Annotated in this window: 17 protein-coding genes; 7 read left to right on the top strand and 10 right to left on the bottom strand. The window is 61.0% G+C overall.

The window, feature by feature from the left end; translation table 11 throughout:
- The first annotated feature begins 1 nt into the window (after position 1).
- Positions 2-2,419 (top strand): DNA topoisomerase (ATP-hydrolyzing) subunit B, encoded by a 2,418-nt coding sequence (gene gyrB, locus M5B44_RS20440; protein ID WP_085686140.1) that lies wholly within the window; start codon positions 2-4, stop codon positions 2,417-2,419.
- A gap of 62 nt (positions 2,420-2,481) precedes the next feature.
- On the opposite strand, the gene M5B44_RS20435 is transcribed toward gyrB, so the two are convergent.
- Complete coding sequence (locus M5B44_RS20435; protein ID WP_085713094.1) at positions 2,482-3,198, bottom strand: response regulator transcription factor; 717 nt, start codon at positions 3,196-3,198, stop codon at positions 2,482-2,484.
- Positions 3,199-3,364: 166 nt separating this feature from the next.
- Here M5B44_RS20435 and M5B44_RS20430 point away from each other — a divergent pair, with 166 nt between their 5' ends.
- Complete coding sequence (locus M5B44_RS20430; RefSeq protein ID WP_248740315.1) at positions 3,365-4,906, top strand: sensor histidine kinase; 1,542 nt, start codon at positions 3,365-3,367, stop codon at positions 4,904-4,906.
- A 157-nt stretch (positions 4,907-5,063) separates the two neighbouring features.
- Here the strand turns inward: M5B44_RS20430 and M5B44_RS20425 are convergent, their stop codons facing one another.
- From M5B44_RS20425 to glyQ, 4 genes are all read right to left on the bottom strand, one after another.
- Entirely contained in the window at positions 5,064-5,843 is a 780-nt protein-coding gene (locus tag M5B44_RS20425; RefSeq protein WP_085713092.1) for a lysophospholipid acyltransferase family protein, read from the bottom strand.
- An 82-nt stretch (positions 5,844-5,925) separates the two neighbouring features.
- On the bottom strand, positions 5,926-6,465 hold the full coding sequence (gmhB, locus tag M5B44_RS20420) for a D-glycero-beta-D-manno-heptose 1,7-bisphosphate 7-phosphatase (protein ID WP_167748786.1): 540 nt from the start codon (positions 6,463-6,465) through the stop codon (positions 5,926-5,928).
- Positions 6,466-6,469: 4 nt separating this feature from the next.
- Positions 6,470-8,524 (bottom strand): glycine--tRNA ligase subunit beta, encoded by a 2,055-nt coding sequence (glyS, locus tag M5B44_RS20415; protein WP_114880852.1) that lies wholly within the window; start codon positions 8,522-8,524, stop codon positions 6,470-6,472.
- Complete coding sequence (glyQ, locus tag M5B44_RS20410) at positions 8,521-9,474, bottom strand: glycine--tRNA ligase subunit alpha (protein WP_003187265.1); 954 nt, start codon at positions 9,472-9,474, stop codon at positions 8,521-8,523. The genes glyS and glyQ overlap by 4 nt, the downstream gene beginning before the upstream one ends.
- Positions 9,475-9,555: 81 nt before the next feature.
- Between glyQ and tag the strand changes: the two genes are divergently transcribed.
- Positions 9,556-10,113 (top strand): DNA-3-methyladenine glycosylase I, encoded by a 558-nt coding sequence (gene tag / locus M5B44_RS20405; protein WP_085713089.1) that lies wholly within the window; start codon positions 9,556-9,558, stop codon positions 10,111-10,113.
- Positions 10,114-10,153: 40 nt separating this feature from the next.
- Complete coding sequence (locus M5B44_RS20400) at positions 10,154-11,041, top strand: lysophospholipid acyltransferase (RefSeq protein ID WP_085713088.1); 888 nt, start codon at positions 10,154-10,156, stop codon at positions 11,039-11,041.
- Positions 11,042-11,092: 51 nt separating this feature from the next.
- Here M5B44_RS20400 and M5B44_RS20395 read toward each other — a convergent pair whose 3' ends face one another.
- From M5B44_RS20395 to def, 5 genes are read right to left on the bottom strand one after another with little or no spacing between them, the layout of a single operon-like run.
- The gene (locus M5B44_RS20395) at positions 11,093-11,407 is read right to left on the bottom strand and encodes a tetratricopeptide repeat protein (protein WP_248740314.1); all 315 of its coding nucleotides are present in this window, start codon (positions 11,405-11,407) and stop codon (positions 11,093-11,095) included.
- 20 nt (positions 11,408-11,427) lie between these two features.
- Positions 11,428-12,804 (bottom strand): Trk system potassium transporter TrkA, encoded by a 1,377-nt coding sequence (gene trkA / locus M5B44_RS20390; protein ID WP_085713086.1) that lies wholly within the window; start codon positions 12,802-12,804, stop codon positions 11,428-11,430.
- A 22-nt stretch (positions 12,805-12,826) separates the two neighbouring features.
- Positions 12,827-14,137: a 16S rRNA (cytosine(967)-C(5))-methyltransferase RsmB gene (gene rsmB, locus M5B44_RS20385; RefSeq protein ID WP_248740313.1), complete on the bottom strand. Its 1,311-nt coding sequence runs from the start codon at positions 14,135-14,137 to the stop codon at positions 12,827-12,829.
- The gene (gene fmt / locus M5B44_RS20380; RefSeq protein ID WP_248740312.1) at positions 14,134-15,093 is read right to left on the bottom strand and encodes a methionyl-tRNA formyltransferase; all 960 of its coding nucleotides are present in this window, start codon (positions 15,091-15,093) and stop codon (positions 14,134-14,136) included. The genes rsmB and fmt overlap by 4 nt, the downstream gene beginning before the upstream one ends.
- Before the next feature lie 56 nt (positions 15,094-15,149).
- Positions 15,150-15,656, bottom strand: coding sequence for a peptide deformylase (gene def, locus M5B44_RS20375; RefSeq protein ID WP_085713083.1), 507 nt, complete (start codon positions 15,654-15,656; stop codon positions 15,150-15,152).
- Between the two features lie 169 nt (positions 15,657-15,825).
- On the opposite strand from def, the gene M5B44_RS20370 reads away from it, so the two are divergent.
- The 3 genes from M5B44_RS20370 to M5B44_RS20360 all read left to right on the top strand — a co-directional run bounded on the left by M5B44_RS20370 (position 15,826) and on the right by M5B44_RS20360 (position 18,643).
- Positions 15,826-16,851 carry a LysM peptidoglycan-binding domain-containing protein gene (locus M5B44_RS20370; RefSeq protein WP_248740311.1) on the top strand — a complete coding sequence of 342 codons (1,026 nt, stop codon included), beginning with the start codon at positions 15,826-15,828 and terminating at the stop codon, positions 16,849-16,851.
- Positions 16,852-16,930: 79 nt separating this feature from the next.
- Complete coding sequence (gene dprA, locus M5B44_RS20365) at positions 16,931-18,031, top strand: DNA-processing protein DprA (protein ID WP_248740310.1); 1,101 nt, start codon at positions 16,931-16,933, stop codon at positions 18,029-18,031.
- 54 nt (positions 18,032-18,085) lie between these two features.
- A complete protein-coding gene (locus M5B44_RS20360; RefSeq protein ID WP_085713080.1) occupies positions 18,086-18,643 on the top strand; it encodes an L-threonylcarbamoyladenylate synthase in 558 nt (185 codons plus the stop codon).
- The last annotated feature ends 152 nt before the right edge of the window (positions 18,644-18,795 follow it).

The raw sequence follows: 18,795 nt of genomic DNA, 5'->3' as shown, positions 1-18,795 counted from the left end.
ATTGAGCGAAGAAAATACGTACGACTCATCGAGCATTAAAGTGCTGAAAGGCCTGGATGCCGTGCGCAAACGTCCCGGTATGTACATTGGTGACACCGACGATGGCAGCGGTCTGCACCACATGGTGTTCGAGGTGGTCGACAACTCGATCGACGAAGCCCTCGCCGGCCATTGCGACGACATCAGCATCATCATCCACCCGGATGAGTCCATCACCGTTAAAGACAACGGCCGAGGCATCCCGGTAGACGTACACAAAGAGGAAGGCGTATCCGCCGCCGAGGTCATCATGACCGTCCTCCACGCCGGCGGTAAGTTCGACGACAACTCCTACAAGGTATCCGGCGGTCTGCACGGTGTAGGTGTTTCGGTAGTGAACGCGCTGTCCGAAGAGCTGGTCCTGACCGTTCGCCGCAGCGGCAAGATCTGGGAACAGACTTACGTCCACGGCGTACCTCAGGCACCGATGGCGATCGTTGGCGACAGCGAAACCACCGGCACCCAGATTCACTTCAAGGCTTCCAAGGAAACCTTCAAGAACATTCACTTCAGCTGGGACATTCTGGCCAAGCGTATTCGTGAACTGTCCTTCCTCAACTCCGGTGTCGGTATCGTCCTCAAGGACGAGCGCAGCGGCAAGGAAGAGCTGTTCAAGTACGAAGGCGGCCTGCGTGCGTTCGTTGAATACCTGAACACCAACAAGACTGCGGTCAACCAGGTGTTCCACTTCAACATCCAGCGTGAAGATGGCATCGGCGTGGAAATCGCCCTGCAGTGGAACGACAGCTTCAACGAGAACCTGTTGTGCTTCACCAACAACATTCCGCAGCGCGACGGCGGTACCCACCTGGTGGGCTTCCGTTCCGCACTGACGCGTAACCTGAACAACTACATCGAGCAGGAAGGTCTGGCGAAGAAACACAAAGTCGCCACCACCGGTGACGACGCCCGTGAAGGCCTGACTGCGATCATTTCGGTGAAGGTGCCGGATCCGAAGTTCAGCTCCCAGACCAAAGACAAGCTGGTGTCCTCCGAAGTGAAGACCGCGGTCGAACAGGAAATGGGCAAGTACTTCTCGGACTTCCTGCTGGAAAACCCGAACGAAGCCAAGCTGGTCGTCGGCAAGATGATCGACGCCGCCCGTGCCCGTGAAGCGGCGCGCAAGGCCCGTGAGATGACCCGCCGCAAAGGTGCGCTGGACATCGCCGGCCTGCCGGGCAAGCTCGCTGACTGCCAGGAAAAAGACCCGGCGCTGTCCGAACTGTACCTTGTGGAAGGTGACTCCGCGGGCGGCTCTGCCAAGCAGGGACGTAACCGCAAGACCCAGGCCATCCTGCCGCTGAAGGGCAAGATCCTCAACGTCGAGAAAGCCCGTTTCGACAAGATGATCTCGTCCCAGGAAGTGGGCACCCTGATCACCGCACTGGGCTGCGGTATCGGTCGCGAAGAGTACAACATCGACAAACTGCGCTATCACAACATCATCATCATGACCGATGCTGACGTCGACGGTTCGCACATCCGTACCCTGCTGCTGACCTTCTTCTTCCGTCAGCTGCCTGAGCTGATCGAACGCGGCTACATCTACATTGCCCAGCCGCCGCTGTACAAGGTCAAGAAAGGCAAGCAAGAGCAATACATCAAAGACGACGACGCCATGGAAGAGTACATGACGCAGTCGGCCCTGGAAGATGCGAGCCTGCACCTGAACGAAGACGCCCCGGGCATTTCCGGCGAAGCGCTGGAACGTCTGGTGAACGACTTCCGCATGGTGATGAAGACCCTCAAGCGTCTGTCGCGTCTGTACCCGCAGGAGCTGACCGAGCACTTCATCTACCTGCCGGCCGTGAGCCTGGAAATGCTCGGCGACCATGCCAAGATGCAAGACTGGCTGGCCCAGTACGAAGTCCGTCTGCGCACCGTCGAGAAGTCCGGCCTGGTCTACAAGGCCAGCCTGCGTGAAGACCGCGAACGTGGCGTGTGGCTGCCAGAGGTCGAACTGATCTCCCACGGCCTGTCGAACTACGTCACCTTCAACCGCGACTTCTTCGGCAGCAACGACTACAAGACTGTCGTCACCCTCGGCGCTCAACTGAGTACCCTGCTCGACGAAGGCGCGTACATCCAGCGTGGCGAGCGCAAGAAAGCGGTCACCGAGTTCAAGGAAGCCCTGGACTGGCTGATGGCCGAAAGCACCAAGCGCCACACCATTCAGCGATACAAAGGTCTGGGCGAGATGAACCCGGATCAGCTGTGGGAAACCACCATGGACCCAAGCGTGCGCCGCATGCTGAAAGTCACCATCGAAGACGCCATCGGCGCAGACCAGATCTTCAACACCCTGATGGGTGATGCGGTCGAGCCTCGCCGTGACTTCATCGAGAGCAATGCTCTGGCGGTGTCCAACCTGGATTTCTGATCCCGGTCGGCGCCAACGAAAAGGCCAACGCAAAAGCGTTGGCCTTTTTTATTGCCTGCGATTCATTCCCCTGCCGCCACACTCTCCAACCGATACCCATACCCATAAATCGTCAGCAGCTGCCAACCCCGATCCGCCGTCAGCCCCAGCTTGTTACGCAGCCGATAGATATGAGTATCCAGTGGTCGCGATGACGCCATTTCTTCGTGGGGCCAGAACCTTTCGTATAGATAGTCCCGCGACAACGGCCGACCCAAGTTACTGAACAGGCAATGTGCGAGGCGATACTCGCGCTCGGTCATCATGATCGGCTTGCCCTCACGGGTAACGGTCAATTCGGCGTCATCAAATACCAGATCATTGAAACGCAGGACATTGGCCACCGTCGGGCGCTGATGGCTGTGCCGGCGCAATACGGCGGTGACACGAGCCTTCAACTCGTTTGGACGAAAGGGCTTGCTGACATAGTCGTCGGCACCTGCATTCAACGCCTGGACGATATCGCTCTCGCCGTCACGGCTGGTGAGCATGATGGCGGCCGGTGGCGCTTCCATGTGCTCTCGGGTCCAGCGCAGCAGCGCCAGGCCGGTGAGGTCGGGCAGTTGCCAGTCGAGGATCAGCAGGTCGAAGGTTTCCCGGCGCAGTTGCCGCAGCAGGTCTTCTCCGCGTTCGAAACTGTGCAGCGACCAGGGCTGTTCGCCGGCCTCGGCCATTTGTTGCAGGGTCTGCTCGACCCGGCGCAGTTCGGCGGGTTCATCGTCCAGTATCGCAACGCGCATACGCGGGATTCCTTGTCGCTTGGGTAATGGGTGGTCGATACCGGCGGTTCGACCAAAGCAGTGAAAGTAAGCGGCACGCCGTGGGGTGAGCCGCTATGATTCTTCGGGTCTACGTCCTCAGACCTGTCGCCTATGAAACCATTCAACCCGCCCTGCCCTGTTTTCCATGATTAACCGACGCCGCCACGAAAGCCGTGTGCAAAGTCAGGTTCAACGCCTGTTTCGGCAACTGGTGCGCGAGTGGGTGTGGATAAGTCTAGTGCTGTTGCCGCTGACTGCATTGTTGTCCTGGCGTGCGCAGATCAATCTGCATGACCCGTCACCTGTCAGCGGCGCAGTGCTGTCTACCGTGCTGGTGGCCATCGTGCTGGGATTGTTGCTGTGGCGACCGCGTCTGGCGCTCTGGCTCACGCTGATCGGCATGGTTGGCGTGCTGCTGACCAGCGCCGGCCTGGCGGAAGTTCAGCGTTGGTGGTCCCCCACGCCGGCAGTGCTGGGCATGCTGTTCGGTTATCTGATCTGGAACTGGCGACGTCTGAGTGTCGTGCTGACCTACTTCGGCTGGGAGTTGTCCCGGCTGGACGATGAACCGAAGGTTTTCCCCGAGCGTCGGCGCGCACAATTTGCCAGTGGCGACCGGTTACAAGGTCAGATCATGGCCCTCGAACAGGCCATGAGCCGCACGCGTGACACCCGGCGTTTCATCGCCGATGGCCTGGAGTATTTGCCGGTTGCGACCCTGATCAGTGATCCCAAAGGTCAGATCCTGTTGGGCAACCGCAAGGCGCGTGACTTGTTCGGCAGTGATCTGGTCGGTGATGAAGTCCTCGATCGCCTGGCGAGTCTTGGCTATCCGGATTTATCCACAGCGTCGCATCCACAGTTGTCCGACCTGCCTCTCGTGGAGTTTCGTGATCACAAGGAGCGCAGCTTGCGGCTGGAACGCGCCGCATTGTTACCGGTGGACGGCGACACGCCGATTGGCTGGCTGCTGAGCCTTACCGATCTGAGCGCCGAACGTGCCGCCGAAGAGCAGCGCGGCGTGTTGCTGCGTTTTCTGTCCCATGACCTGCGTGCGCCACATTCAGCGATTCTCGCTCTGCTTGATGTGCATCGACATCAGGCCGGGGCAGATTCCCCATTATTCGAGCAGATTGAACGCCAGGTGCGTCGAGCGCTGGAGCTGACCGACGGTTTCGTGCTGCTGGCCCGGGCCGAATCCAAGGCCTATCAGTTCCAGCCGAGTCTGTTTGCGATGCTGGTAATGGACGTCCTGGATCAGGCGCTGCCCATTGCCCAGCAAAAGCGTATCGAGCTGTTGAACGATATGGATGAACAATCCCAGGAACGTCTGGTGCTGGCGGACCAGGGTCTGCTGACCCGGGCGCTGTTCAATCTGCTGGAAAATGCGATCAAGTACAGCCCCGCCGGGTCCACGGTCAGGTTGCGGGTTCGCTGCCATGATGACTGGCTGCACTGCGAACTGACCGATCAGGGAAAAGGCATTGCGGCTGAAGAGCTGCCCGATCTGTTCACTCAATATCGGCGTTTTTCTTCGGCCAAGGGCATCGATGGCGTCGGGCTGGGTCTGTCGATGGTCAAAGCCGTGGTGGATCACCACGGTGGGCGGATCGAATGCATCAGCGTCATCGATCAGGGCACCACATTCCGTCTTGAGCTGCCGCTGATCGTTGAAGAGCAGGCATAAAAAAACCGGCTATATCAGCCGGTTTTCTTACTTCCGAAAAAAACTTATGCACCTTTTACGGTGTTTTATCATCTTCAGAAATATATATATAAATCAGTCAGTTAATCGCTGTTTTCGGAATATTGCCAACAAACCGTACACAGGTTATCCACAAAAATCAGACAGTCACTTGATCGCTGGCTGCCGGGGCTTGTGGTGCCGGTGGCAACGAACCCATTTCCCGTTGAGCCTGCTCGTTCCAGGCCTGTACCCGGTCGTTCAAATCGGCGATGGCGCGAGGGCCTGATCCTTCGGCATACATCGGTTCACCGATGACTACGGTGATCACACCCTGCTTTTTGCCCCAGCCGATTTTCGGCCAGAACTTGCCGGCATTGTGTGCAATCGGCAGCACTGGAAGTGCCGCATTCACCGCCAGGGCGCTGCCGCTGCGGGAAAACTTGCCGATGGTGCCATGAGGAACGCGAGTGCCTTCCGGGAAGATCAGCACCCAGACATTGTCCTTGAGCAGCTCGTCACCCTTTGCCGCAACTTGCTTGAGCGCAGCTTTCGGGTTGTCGCGATCAATGGCGATCGGCCGCAGCATGGCCATCGCCCACCCGAAGAACGGCACGTACAGCAATTCGCGCTTGAGCACCTGACTCAAGGGCGAGAAATAAGCGGAGAGAAAGAACGTCTCCCAGGTGCTCTGGTGGTTCGATTGAATCACGCAGGGCCGGTCAGGCACGTTTTCTGCGCCTTTGACTTCGTAACGGATACCGAGGAACACCTTGGTCAACCACAAGGCGCAGCGGCACCAGTACACGTTGATGAAGCGATAGCGCGCCTTGAACGGCAGAAAGGGCGCGATAAAAAAGCTCAGGCTGCACCACAGCAGAGCGGTGGTGCCCAGCAGCAGGTAAAAGAGGAAGATTCTGATGGCCTGCAGTATCGACATGGCGACGTTTACCGTTACGGGCGATGCCCGACTGTTCAAGCGCACTCCCGATCAATCCCTGGTCAGGAACTTCAGAAGTACTCTAGTTGTGGATAAGTTCTGCGGCAATCGCCGCCAGATCGTCAAAAATCAGGGTGCCGACCGGAAGGGTCTTGCCCAGAGTCTTTTCGCCTTTCCCGGTCTTTACCAAAACGGGCTGTGAATCGACGGCTTTGGCGGCCTCCAGGTCACCAAGGCTGTCGCCGACGAACCAGACATTGGTCAGCGCCACGTTGTAATGCTGCGCGATGGTTTTCAGCATGCCGGGTTTCGGCTTGCGACATTCGCAACCCTCGTCCGGCCCATGCGGGCAATACACGATCAGCCCGACTTCACCACCCTGCTCCGCCACCAGTTCGCGCAGGCGCGCGTGCATGGCATCGAGGGTGGCGAGGTCGTAGTAGCCGCGAGCAATGCCCGACTGGTTGGTGGCGACCGCCACCGTCCAGCCGGCCTTGCTCAACTGCGCAATCGCTTCGATCGAGCCGGGCAGCGGAATCCACTCCTCCACCGACTTGATGTAAGCGTCGGAGTCGTAGTTGATCACTCCGTCCCGATCGAGAATCAGCAGTTTCAACAGCAATCCCTCAACCCAGCAGCGAAATGTCGGCAACGCCCAGGAACAGGCCACGCAGACGCGCCAGCAGCGCGTAACGGTTGGCCCGTACATTGGCGTCTTCGGCATTGACCATCACCGCGTCGAAGAACGCGTCGACCGGCTCGCGCAGGGCGGCCAGGCGTGCCAGCGATTCGTTGTACTGACGCGCTGCGGCCATTGGCTGTACTGCCTGGTCCGCTTGCTGGATCGCCGAGTACAGCGAGAACTCGTTGGCGTTGTCGAAGTACTTGGCCTGAACGTCGGTCGGCACGGAGCCTTCCACTTTGCTCAGCAAGTTCGACACACGCTTGTTCACCGCCGCCAGCGCTGCCGCTTCCGGCAGTTTGCGGAAGGCCTGCACCGCCTGCACACGCTGGTCGAAGTCCAGCGCCGAACCCGGCTTCAGGGCACGTACCGACAGGTAGGTGGCCACGTCCACGCCTTCGTCTTCGTAACGCGCACGCAGGCGGTCGAAGATGAATTCCAGCACCGCGTCGTTCAGGCCGGCAGCCTTGACCTTGGCACCGAAGGAATTCACGGCAAAAGCCACGGCGTCGTTGAGGTCCAGATCCAGTTGTTTCTCGATCAGGATCCGCAGCACGCCCAGTGCCGCACGGCGCAGGGCATACGGGTCTTTGCTGCCGGTCGGCAGCATGCCGATGCCGAAGATGCCGACCAGGGTGTCGAGCTTGTCGGCGATGGCCACGGCCGCACCGGTCAGGGTGGCCGGCAGTTCAGCGCCGGCACCGCGTGGCATGTACTGCTCGTTCAGGGCCAGGGCAACGTCTTCCGGCTCGCCGTCATTGAGGGCGTAGTAGTAGCCGGCGACACCTTGCATCTCCGGGAACTCGCCGACCATTTCGGTGGCCAGGTCGCACTTGGACAGCAGGCCTGCGCGGGCAGCCCACGAAGCGTTGCCGCCGATGCGTGCGGCGATGTACGCGGCCAGTTTCGACACGCGCTCGGCCTTGTCGTAGACGCTGCCGAGTTTTTCCTGGAACACCACGTTCTGCAGGCGATCGTTGAACGCTTCGAGCTTCTGCTTCTTGTCCTGCTTGAAGAAGAACTCGGCGTCGGTCAGACGTGGGCGAACCACCTTCTCGTTACCGGCGATGATCTGCTGCGGGTCTTTGGATTCGATGTTGGCCACGGTGATGAAACGTGGCAGCAACTTGCCGTCGGCATCCAGCAGGCAGAAATACTTCTGGTTGTCCTGCATGGTGGTGATCAGCGCTTCTTGCGGCACGTCGAGGAAACGTTCCTCGAACGAGCACACCAGCGGCACCGGCCACTCGACCAGTGCAGTCACTTCGTCGAGCAGCGCCGGCGGCACGATCGCGGTGCCTTCCTGACGGGTCGCCAGCTCTTCGGTGCGCTTGCTGATGATCTCGCGACGCTCGTTGGCGTCGGCCAGCACGTAAGCGGCACGCAGGTCGGCCAGGTAGCTCGACGGCGAACCGATGCGCACGCTTTCCGGGTGGTGGAAACGGTGGCCACGGGATTCACGGCCAGCCTTCTGCGCGAGGATCGTGCAGTCGATGACCTGATCGCCGAGCAGCATCACCAGCCACTGGGTCGGACGCACGAACTCTTCCTTGCGTGCACCCCAACGCATGCGTTTCGGGATCGGCAGGTCGTTCAGCGAGTCTTCGACGATGGTCGGCAGCAGGCTGGCGGTCGGCTTGCCGGCGATGTTCTGGCTGTAGCGCAGTTTCGGACCGCTCTGGTCGATTTCGCTCAGCTCGACGCCGCACTTCTTGGCGAAGCCCAGTGCCGCTTGAGTCGGATTGCCTTCGGCATCGAACGCAGCCTGACGTGGCGGGCCGTCGAGGTTGATGCTGCGATCCGGCTGCTGGGTCGCCAGCGCGGTGATCAGCACAGCCAGACGACGCGGTGCGGCGTAGACGGTTTTGGTCTCGTAGTTCAGACCGGCAGCCTGCAGGCCCTTGTCGATACCGGCGAGGAACGCTTCGGCCAGGGTGTTCAGGGCTTTGGGTGGCAGTTCTTCGGTGCCCAGTTCAACCAGAAAATCTTGAGCACTCATTGTGCAGCCTCCAGCTTGGCCAGTACTTCGTCACGCAGGTCCGGGGTTGCCATCGGGAAGCCCAGCTTGGCGCGGGCCAGCAGGTAGGCTTGGGCGACGGAACGCGCCAGGGTGCGCACGCGCAGAATGTATTGCTGACGCGCAGTCACCGAGATTGCCCGGCGCGCATCCAGCAGGTTGAAGGTGTGCGAGGCCTTCAGGACCATTTCGTAGCTCGGCAACGGCAGCGGCTGGTCGAGTTCGATCAGGCGCTTGGCTTCGCTTTCATAGAAGTCGAACAGTTCGAACAGCTTGTCGACGTTGGCGTGTTCGAAGTTGTAGGTGGACTGTTCCACCTCGTTCTGGTGGAACACGTCGCCGTAGGTCACCTTGCCGAACGGACCGTCAGCCCAGACCAGGTCGTAGACCGAGTCCACGCCCTGCAGGTACATGGCCAGACGCTCGAGACCGTAGGTGATCTCGCCAGTCACCGGGTAGCACTCGATGCCGCCCGCCTGCTGGAAGTAAGTGAACTGGGTCACTTCCATGCCGTTCAGCCAGACTTCCCAGCCCAGACCCCAGGCGCCGAGGGTCGGCGATTCCCAGTTGTCTTCGACGAAGCGGATGTCGTGGACCAGCGGGTCCAGGCCGACATGCTTGAGGGAGCCCAGGTACAGTTCCTGGAAGTTGTCCGGGTTCGGCTTCAGGACTACCTGGAACTGGTAGTAGTGCTGCAGACGGTTCGGGTTTTCGCCGTAACGGCCGTCAGTCGGACGGCGGCTTGGCTGTACGTAAGCGGCGTTCCAGGTTTCCGGGCCGATGGCACGCAGGAATGTCGCGGTGTGGAAAGTGCCGGCGCCTACTTCCATATCGTAGGGCTGAAGTACCACACAACCTTGCTCGGCCCAGTATTGCTGGAGCGCGAGGATCAAGTCTTGGAAGGTACGCACGGCTGGCGTAGGCTGGCTCACGAAATTCACCTGTTTCTTGGGCTGCGATTTAAAGAGCGGGAGTATACCCGATTCAGTCGCACCTCCACCCCCTGGAGCCTTATGCCACGCTGCTTTTGGTGCAACGAAGATCCGCTGTACATGGCTTACCACGATCAGGAGTGGGGCACGCCGCTACGCGATGCGCAGGGATTGTTCGAGTTGCTTTTGCTCGAAGGGTTCCAGGCCGGGCTTTCGTGGATCACCGTGCTGCGCAAGCGCGAGCGATATCGCGAGGTGTTGTACGGCTTCGACGTACAACGCGTGGCGCAGATGAGCGACGCGGAAATCGATGACTTGATGCTTGATCCGGGGATCATCCGCAACCGCCTCAAGCTCAATGCCGCCCGGCGCAATGCCCAGGCGTGGCTGGCGCTGGAAGATCCGGTGGCCTTCCTCTGGTCGTTTGTGGATAACCGGCCGGTGATCAATCATTTCAAGGATCGCAGCGAAGTCCCGGCCATCACCCCGCAAGCCGTGGCCATGAGCAAAGGCCTGAAAAAGGCCGGTTTCACCTTTGTCGGCCCGACCATTTGCTATGCGCTGATGCAGGCCTCGGGCATGGTCATGGATCACACTCAGGACTGCGACCGCTACGCGCAGCTGGTCAACGCCGGTTAGAATGGCCGCCTCGCGCACAGCACAAGATCAGGAGTGACCTGTGGAAAAGTTTAAAGGCGCCATGCTGGTTGGCGCTCTGCGGCTGTTTGCCCTGCTTCCGTGGCGGGCCGTGCAGGCCGTGGGTTCGGCGATCGGCTGGATCATGTGGAAAACCCCCAACCGTTCCCGCGATGTGGTGCGGATCAACCTCGCCAAATGTTTTCCACAGATGGACCCGGCCGAACGTGAGCGTCTGGTGGGCCAGAGCCTGAAAGACATCGGCAAGTCCCTGACCGAAAGCGCCTGCGCCTGGATCTGGCCGGCCCAGCGTTCCATCGACCTGGTGCGCGAAGTCGAAGGCCTCGACATCCTCAAGGATGCACTGGCGTCGGGCAAAGGCGTGGTCGGCATTACCAGCCACCTGGGTAACTGGGAAGTGCTCAACCATTTCTATTGCAGCCAGTGCAAACCGATCATTTTCTATCGTCCGCCGAAGCTCAAGGCTGTGGATGAATTGCTGCGCAAACAGCGGGTGCAACTGGGTAACCGCGTGGCGGCGTCGACCAAGGAAGGCATCCTCAGTGTCATTAAGGAAGTGCGCAAGGGCGGTCAGGTGGGTATTCCTGCGGACCCGGAACCGGCCGAATCCGCCGGGATCTTCGTGCCGTTCTTCGCCACACAGGCCCTGACCAGCAAGTTCGTGCCGAACATGCTCGCCGGTGGCAAGGCTGTCGGCGTGTTCCTGCATGCCCTGCGTCTGCCGGACGGTTCCGGCTACAAGGTGATTCTGGAAGCCGCGCCGGAAGCCATGTACAGCACCGATACCGAAACCTCCTGCGCAGCGATGAGTCAGGTGGTCGAGCGTTATGTGGCGGCTTATCCGAGCCAGTACATGTGGAGCATGAAACGCTTCAAGAAGCGCCCGCCAGGTGAGGCGCGCTGGTACTGATCGGCGATGTGCAGTTGTGGATAACCTGACAAAACGGGTTATCCACAGCCGTCACGGCTTCTGCCGTTCCAGCTTCTTCAGAAACACCGTCATTTCCTTCTCGGCCTGCTTGTCGCCATGGGCCCTGGCCGCTTCCAGCCCTTGCTCCCATGCCTGCCGCGCAGCCGCCAGATCACCCTGCGCCAGTTGCGCCTTGCCCAACAGTTTCCACGCTGCCGAGTATTTCGGATCGAAGCCGACGCAACGCTGGAAATGCTCGGCCGCCTTCGCGTTTTCCCCCAGATCCAGATAACCCTTGCCCAGGCCGAAGCGCAGCAATGAGTTATCCACACCCTTGGCGAGCATTTTTTCCAGGGATTCGATCATCGGTCTCGCCTCTTGGTCGGTCAGAAGAAACTCAGGCCCACGTGGAACAGCTTCTCCACATCGCGAATATGCTTTTTATCCACAAGGAACAAAATCACGTGGTCGCCGGCGGCGATCACCGTGTCGTCGTGGGCGATGATCACTTCTTCATCGCGGATGATTGCGCCGATGGTGGTGCCCGGCGGCAGGGCGATGTTTTCGATGGCCTTGCCGATGACCTTGCTCGACTTCGAATCACCATGGGCCACCGCTTCGATCGCTTCCGCCGCGCCCCGGCGCAACGAGTGCACGCTGACGATATCGCCACGCCGCACGTGGGCCAGCAAGGTGCCGATGGTCGCCAGTTGCGGGCTGATGGCGATATCGATATCACCGCCCTGGATCAGGTCGACGTAGGCCGGGTTGTTGATGATCGTCATCACCTTCTTCGCCCCCAGACGCTTGGCCAGCAGCGACGACATGATGTTGGCTTCGTCATCGTTGGTCAGGGCGAGGAAGATGTCCGCGTCGGCAATGTTCTCTTCCAGCAGCAGGTCGCGATCCGATGCACTGCCCTGCAGCACCACGGTGCTGTCGAGGGTATCCGAGAGATAACGGCAGCGCGCCGGATTCATCTCGATGATCTTCACCTGGTAACGGCTTTCGATGGCCTCGGCCAGGCGTTCGCCGATCTGCCCGCCGCCGGCGATGACGATGCGCTTGTAGGTTTCGTCGAGACGGCGCATTTCGCTCATCACGGCGCGAATGTTCTCACGGGCGGCGATGAAGAAGACTTCGTCGTCGGCCTCGATCACCGTGTCGCCCTGAGGAAGAATCGGACGGTCACGGCGGAAAATGGCGGCGACGCGGGTTTCCACATTCGGCATGTGTTCGCGCAACTGGCGCAGTTGCTGCCCCACCAGCGGCCCGCCGTAATAGGCGCGCACCGCCACCAGTTGCGCCTGGCCCTCGGCGAAGTCGATCACCTGCAAGGCGCCGGGATGCTGGATCAGGCGCTTGATGTAGTTGGTGACCACTTGCTCGGGGCTGATCAGCACATCCACCGGGATCGCTTCGTTCTGGAACAGTTGCTCCTCGCGGGTCAGGTACGAGGCTTCGCGTACCCGGGCGATCTTGGTCGGGGTGTGGAACAGGGTATGGGCAACCTGGCAGGCGACCATGTTGGTTTCGTCGCTGTTGGTCACCGCCACCAGCATGTCGGCGTCGTCGGCACCGGCCTGACGCAGCACGGTCGGCAGCGAGCCCCGGCCCTGCACGGTGCGGATATCCAGACGGTCGCCAAGGTCGCGCAGACGGTCGCCATCGGTGTCGACCACGGTGATGTCGTTGGCTTCGCTGGCCAGATGTTCAGCCAGCGAACCGCCGACCTGCCCTGCACCGAGGATGATGATTTTCAACCCGTCACTCCATTGAATCCGTTTAGCCGCGCACGGCAGCGATCTTGATCAGCTTGGCGTAGTAGAACCCGTCGTGCCCGCCCTGCTGGGCCAGCAACTGGCGACCGTGGGGCTGTTTGATCCCGGCCTGTGTGGCCAGATCCAGTTCCCGGGCGCCCGGCGTGCGCTCAAGGAACGCGGCGATGACTTCGGTGTTCTCGGTCGGCAAGGTCGAGCAGGTGGCGTAGAGCAGGATGCCGCCGACTTCGAGGGTTTTCCACATCGCGTCGAGCAACTCGCCTTGCAGTTGCGCGAGGGCCGCGATGTCGTCGGCCTGACGGGTCAGCTTGATGTCTGGATGGCGACGGATCACCCCGGTGGCCGAGCACGGTGCGTCGAGCAGGATGCGCTGGAACGGTTTGCCGTCCCACCACGCTGCCGTGTCGCGACCGTCGGCGGCGATCAGTTCGGCGCTCAGGCCGAGGCGTTCGAGGTTTTCTTTCACCCGCACCAGACGCTTGGCTTCCAGGTCCACCGCCACTACACCGGCCAGTGCCGGTTCGGCTTCGAGGATGTGGCAGGTCTTGCCGCCCGGTGCGCAGCAGGCGTCCAGCACTCGCTGGCCCGGCGCGAGATCGAGGAGGTCGGCGGCCAGTTGCGCGGCTTCGTCCTGCACGCTGATCCAGCCCTCGGCGAAGCCCGGCAGGCTGCGCACGTCGGCGGCAGCGTCGAGGACGATGCCGTCGCGGCTGAAGGTGCATGGCTGCGCGGCGATACCCGCGTCAGTCAGCAAACCGAGGTAGGCGTCGCGGCTGTGATGACGGCGATTGGCCCGCAGAATCATCGGCGGATGCGCGTTGTTCGCCTCGCAGATGGCTTCCCATTGCTCAGGCCAGAAGGCCTTGAGGGATTTCTGCAGCCAGCGCGGGTGAGCGGTGCGCACCACCGGATCACGTTCCAGTTCGGCGAAGATCGCCTCATGTTCACGTTGGGCGTTGCGCAGAACGGCATTGAGCAGACCTTTGGCCCACGGCTTTTTCAGCTTGTCGGCGCAACCGACGGTTTCGCCGATGGCGGCGTGAGCCGGGACGCGGGTGTAGAGCAACTGATAGAGACCCACCAGCAACAGCGCCTCGACATCGGCGTCGGCAGCCTTGAACGGCTTCTGCAGCAGTTTTTCCGCCAGCGCCGACAAACGGGGCTGCCAGCGGGCGGTGCCAAAGGCCAGATCCTGGGTGAAACCGCGATCGCGATCCTCGACCTTGTCCAGTTGCGTCGGCAGGGAGCTGTTGAGCGAAGCCTTGCCGCTGAGGACGGCGGCGAGTGCCTTGGCGGCGGCCAGACGCGGGTTCATTGCGCGTCCACCGCTGCGCCCAGTACGGTACCGACAGCGAACTTCTCACGGCGGCTGTTGAACAGATCGCTGAAGTTCAGCGCCTTGCCGCCGGGCAATTGCAGGCGGGTCAGGCACAGCGCCTGTTCGCCGCAGGCAACGAGCAGGCCGTCCTTGCTGGCGCCGAGGATGGTGCCCGGTACGCCTTTGCCTTCGGCCATTGTCGCCGCCAGCACTTTCAGCGCTTCGCCGTTGAGCGTGCTGTGGGTGATCGGCCATGGGTTGAAGGCGCGGACCAGACGTTCCAGCTCGACAGCCGGACGGCTCCAGTCGATGCGCGCTTCATCCTTGTTCAGTTTGTGGGCATAGGTGGCGAGGTCGTCGTTCTGCACTTCGCCTTCCAGAGTGCCGGCGGCCAGACCGGCAATCGCTTGCACGACGGCTGGCGGGCCCATTTCGGCAAGACGGTCGTGCAGGCTGCCGCCGGTGTCGTCGGCGCTGATCGGGGTCACGACTTTGAGCAGCATCGGCCCGGTGTCCAGGCCTGCTTCCATGCGCATCACGGTCACGCCGCTCTCGGCGTCGCCCGCTTCCACGGCGCGCTGGATCGGCGCCGCCCCGCGCCAGCGCGGCAGCAGCGAGGCGTGGCTGTTGATGCAACCCAGGCGCGGAATATCCAGCACCGCTTGCGGCAGGATCAGGCCGTAGGCGACCACCACCATCAAGTCCGGCTTGAGCGCAGCGAGCTCGGCCTGAGCGTCGGCGTTGCGCAGAGTTGGCGGCTGCAACACCTGGATATTATTTTCCAGGGCGAGCTGTTTGACCGGGCTCGGCATCAGTTTTTGCCCACGACCGGCCGGACGATCCGGTTGGGTGTAGACCGCGACGATCTCGTAAGGGCTGTCCAGCAGGGCCTTGAGGTGTTCGGCGGCGAATTCCGGGGTACCGGCAAAAACGATGCGCAGTGGCTCAGTCATGGGGGAATCTCATAAAAAGAAAAAGGCTTGCCGCAGCAAGCCTTTGGAGAGGGGCATCAAGCGTTCTGGCGGTGCTGCTTTTCCAGTTTCTTCTTGATCCGGTCGCGTTTGAGCGTGGACAGGTAATCGACGAACAACTTGCCGTTGAGGTGGTCGCATTCGTGCTGGATGCACACGGCGAGCAGGCCTTCGGCGATCAGTTCGTAAGGTTGGCCGTCACGGTCCAGAGCCTTGATCTTGACCTTCTGCGGGCGGTCGACGTTTTCGTAGAAGCCCGGCACCGAGAGGCAGCCTTCCTGGTATTGCTCCATTTCGTCGGTCAGCGGTTCGAACTCGGGGTTGATGAACACCCGGGGTTCGGTGCGGTCTTCGGAAAGGTCCATCACGACGATACGTTTGTGCACGTTGACCTGGGTCGCGGCGAGGCCGATGCCCGGCGCTTCATACATTGTTTCAAACATGTCATCGACCAGCTGACGCACTTCGTCGTCCACTACAGCCACAGGTTTGGCGATAGTGCGCAGACGCGGGTCCGGAAATTCGAGGATGTTCAAAATGGCCATAAGCTTGATTGCTGCACGTGTGAGGTAAAGTCGGGCGATGGCCTGGCGGGTCCGAAGATGCAGGCTACCGTTGTGAAACGTAGCTCCTTGCTTTTCAGCATAGAGCAGGGAGCGAGCCACGGGGGCTCTGGCGTTTCACGCGAACGCACATGATAAAGGGATTCACCGCATGAGGAAATCACTACTCGCCCTGCTGTTTCTGGCCTCGGCCGGCACCGCGCACGGGCAAGTGCAACTCAAGGAAGGTTTTCCACAGCAATACACGGTGGTTTCGGGGGACACACTCTGGGACATCTCCGGAAAGTACCTGCGCGAACCCTGGCAGTGGCCGCAGTTGTGGCGGGCCAATCCGCAGATCGAAAACCCCAACCTGATCTATCCGGGCGACACCCTGACGCTCAGTTACGTCAATGGTCAGCCACGCCTGACCCTCAATCGCGGGGAATCGCGCGGCACGATCAAGCTGTCGCCACGGATCCGCAGCAGCCCGGTCGCCGAGGCGATCCCGAGCATTCCGCTGAAATCCATCAACAGCTTTCTGCTGAGCAACCGCATCGTCGACAAGGTCGAGGACTTCGACAAGGCGCCGTACATCGTTGCCGGTGATGCAGAGCGGGTGCTCAGCGGCACCGGCGACCGGATCTTCGCCCGCGGGCATTTCGATCCGAACCAGACGGTCTACGGCATCTTCCGCCAGGGCAAGGTCTACACCGATCCGCAGAGCAAGGAGTTTCTGGGGATCAACGCCGATGACATCGGCGGCGGTGAAATCGTCGCCACCGAGGGCGACGTCGCCACCCTCGCCCTGCAACGCACCACACAGGAAGTGCGCCTCGGCGACCGTCTGTTCAGTGGCGAGGAGCGTTCGATCAACTCGACCTTCATGCCCAGCGCGCCCACCAGCGACATCAACGGCCTGATCATCGATGTGCCACGGGGCGTCACGCAGATCGGCGCAATGGACGTGGTGACCCTGAACAAGGGCAAGCGCGACGGTCTGGCTGAAGGCAACGTGCTGGTGGTGATGAAAACCGGGGAAACCGTGCGTGACCGGATCACCGGAAAACCACTGAAGATCCCTGATGAACGCGCCGGATTGCTGATGGTGTTCCGCACCTACGACAAGCTCAGCTACGGCCTGGTATTGAACGCATCGCGCTCGCTGGCGGTGCTGGACAAGGTGCGAAATCCTTAGCTGGCTTCACAAGTTACCAACAGAGTTATCCACAGCTTGTTCCGAAAGGTTCGGGGCTTATAACGATCAAGGATGATCCATGATGATGCCTGTCTGTACGCCGGTTTCCCCAGCGGAACTGGAAGCGCGTTTGCGCCTGCACCGCCTGCCGGAGATCGGCCCGAAACGTTTTGCCCGATTGCTCGAAGCGTTCGGCTCCGCCTCCAAAGCCATCAGTGCGCCGGCCAGTGCCTGGCGTTCACTGGGGTTGCCGGTGGCAAGTGCCGAAGCGCGCCGTTGTCCTGAAGTACGCGATGGCGCGAGCCGCACATTGGCCTGGCTAGAGCGCCCGGGCCAGCATTTGCTGATGTGGGACCAGCCGGACTACCCGGCATTGCTGACGCAGATTGCCGACCCGCCACCGCTGCTGTTTGTCGCCGGTGACCCGCTGATCCTGGAAAAACCACAACTGGCGATGGTCGGCAGTCGCCGCGCTTCGCGCCCGGGCATGGACACCGCCACAGCGTTTGCCCGCAGCCTGGCCGGGGCCGGTTTCGTCGTCACCAGTGGCCTGGCGCTGGGTATCGATGCCGCTGTGCATCAAGCTGCGCTCGACGTCGGCGGGCAAACGGTCGGTGTGCTGGGCACCGGTCTGGAAAAATTTTATCCACAGCGCAACCGGCGGCTGGCGGACACGATGATTGCCTCGGGCAGTGCGGTGATTTCGGAGTTTCCACTGGACGCCGGGCCGACGGCGAGCAACTTCCCCAGACGCAACCGGATCATCAGCGGTTTGTCCCTCGGCGTACTGGTGGTCGAGGCCAGCGTGGCCAGCGGCTCGTTGATCACCGCTCGACTGGCGGCGGAACAGGGGCGCGAGGTGTACGCGATTCCGGGCTCGATCCACCACCCCGGCGCGCGCGGTTGCCACCAATTGATTCGCGATGGCGCGGTGCTGGTGGAAACCATCGAACATATTCTCGAAGCCTTGCGCGGCTGGCAGCACCTGTCGGTGTCCGCAACCGCACCAAGTACCGATAACCCGTTGTTGCGGCTGTTGCACGCCGCACCCCATACCAGCGAAGGTTTGGCTGACAGCATTGGCTGGGCGTTGCCCAAAGTACTGGCGACATTGACCGAGCTGGAGATGGAGGGCCGCGCGGTGTGCGAAAACGGTCGCTGGTTTGCGCGGGTAAGCTAGGTTTTACATTGAAGATCGGTAAACTGCGCGAAACCTGTTTGCGGAGAGTTTTTCATGGTCAACAGTTGGCGTGTGCAACAAGCCGCACGAGAGATTCGCGCCGGGGCGGTGATTGCCTATCCAACCGAAGCCGTCTGGGGGCTGGGGTGCGATCCATGGAATGAAGAAGCGGTGGATCGCCTGTTGGCGATCAAGAACCGTTCGGTGGACAAGGGATTGATCCTGGTCGCCGACAACATTCGCCAGTTCGATTTCCTGTTCGAGGATTTCCCCCAGGACTGGATCGACCGCATGGCCAGTACCTGGCCGGGGCCGAACACCTGGCTGGTGCCACATCAGAACCTGTTGCCGGAGTGGGTGACCGGGGTGCATGACACCGTGGCACTGCGGGTCAGCGATCATCCGCAGGTGCGGGACTTGTGCTCGCTGGTCGGACCGTTGATCTCGACATCGGCCAACCCGCAAGGCCGGCCAGCGGCGAAGACTCGCTTGCGTGTCGAGCAGTATTTCCGGGGCCAGGTCGATCTGGTGTTGGGCGGGATGCTCGGCGGGCGCAAGAATCCGAGCCTGATCCGCGATCTGGCGACCGGCAAGGTTGTGCGTCCGGCCTGATATTACCTTTGGTTAATTCTGTGAGTACTCTTCGGCTTTCATGGCGAGGAGTACTACGCGTGCCTGCGATTTTTCCTTCATGTAACTGAAGTTACTGCCAGGTTTTTTGGTTTGATTTTTCCCTTTCAACGTCAGACGAATCCATAAGTATC

The sequence above is a fragment of the Pseudomonas sp. MWU12-2029 genome, from assembly GCF_023242425.1.
Classification (GTDB): Bacteria; Pseudomonadota; Gammaproteobacteria; order Pseudomonadales; family Pseudomonadaceae; genus Aquipseudomonas; species Aquipseudomonas kribbensis.
Note: the sequence above shows the minus strand (reverse complement) of the source record. Positions and strands in the feature narration are given on the sequence as shown.

Coding starts and splice junctions, on each gene's coding strand:
- dprA (WP_248740310.1), top strand. CDS start 16,931: ATGATGATGCCTGTCTGTACGCCGGTTTCCCCAGCGGAACTGGAAGCG.
- def (WP_085713083.1), bottom strand. CDS start 15,656: ATGGCCATTTTGAACATCCTCGAATTTCCGGACCCGCGTCTGCGCACT.
- tag (WP_085713089.1), top strand. CDS start 9,556: ATGCCACGCTGCTTTTGGTGCAACGAAGATCCGCTGTACATGGCTTAC.
- M5B44_RS20435 (WP_085713094.1), bottom strand. CDS start 3,198: ATGCGCGTTGCGATACTGGACGATGAACCCGCCGAACTGCGCCGGGTC.
- M5B44_RS20425 (WP_085713092.1), bottom strand. CDS start 5,843: ATGTCGATACTGCAGGCCATCAGAATCTTCCTCTTTTACCTGCTGCTG.
- M5B44_RS20430 (WP_248740315.1), top strand. CDS start 3,365: ATGATTAACCGACGCCGCCACGAAAGCCGTGTGCAAAGTCAGGTTCAA.
- M5B44_RS20395 (WP_248740314.1), bottom strand. CDS start 11,407: ATGATCGAATCCCTGGAAAAAATGCTCGCCAAGGGTGTGGATAACTCA.
- glyS (WP_114880852.1), bottom strand. CDS start 8,524: ATGAGTGCTCAAGATTTTCTGGTTGAACTGGGCACCGAAGAACTGCCA.
- fmt (WP_248740312.1), bottom strand. CDS start 15,093: ATGACTGAGCCACTGCGCATCGTTTTTGCCGGTACCCCGGAATTCGCC.
- M5B44_RS20370 (WP_248740311.1), top strand. CDS start 15,826: ATGAGGAAATCACTACTCGCCCTGCTGTTTCTGGCCTCGGCCGGCACC.
- M5B44_RS20360 (WP_085713080.1), top strand. CDS start 18,086: ATGGTCAACAGTTGGCGTGTGCAACAAGCCGCACGAGAGATTCGCGCC.
- rsmB (WP_248740313.1), bottom strand. CDS start 14,137: ATGAACCCGCGTCTGGCCGCCGCCAAGGCACTCGCCGCCGTCCTCAGC.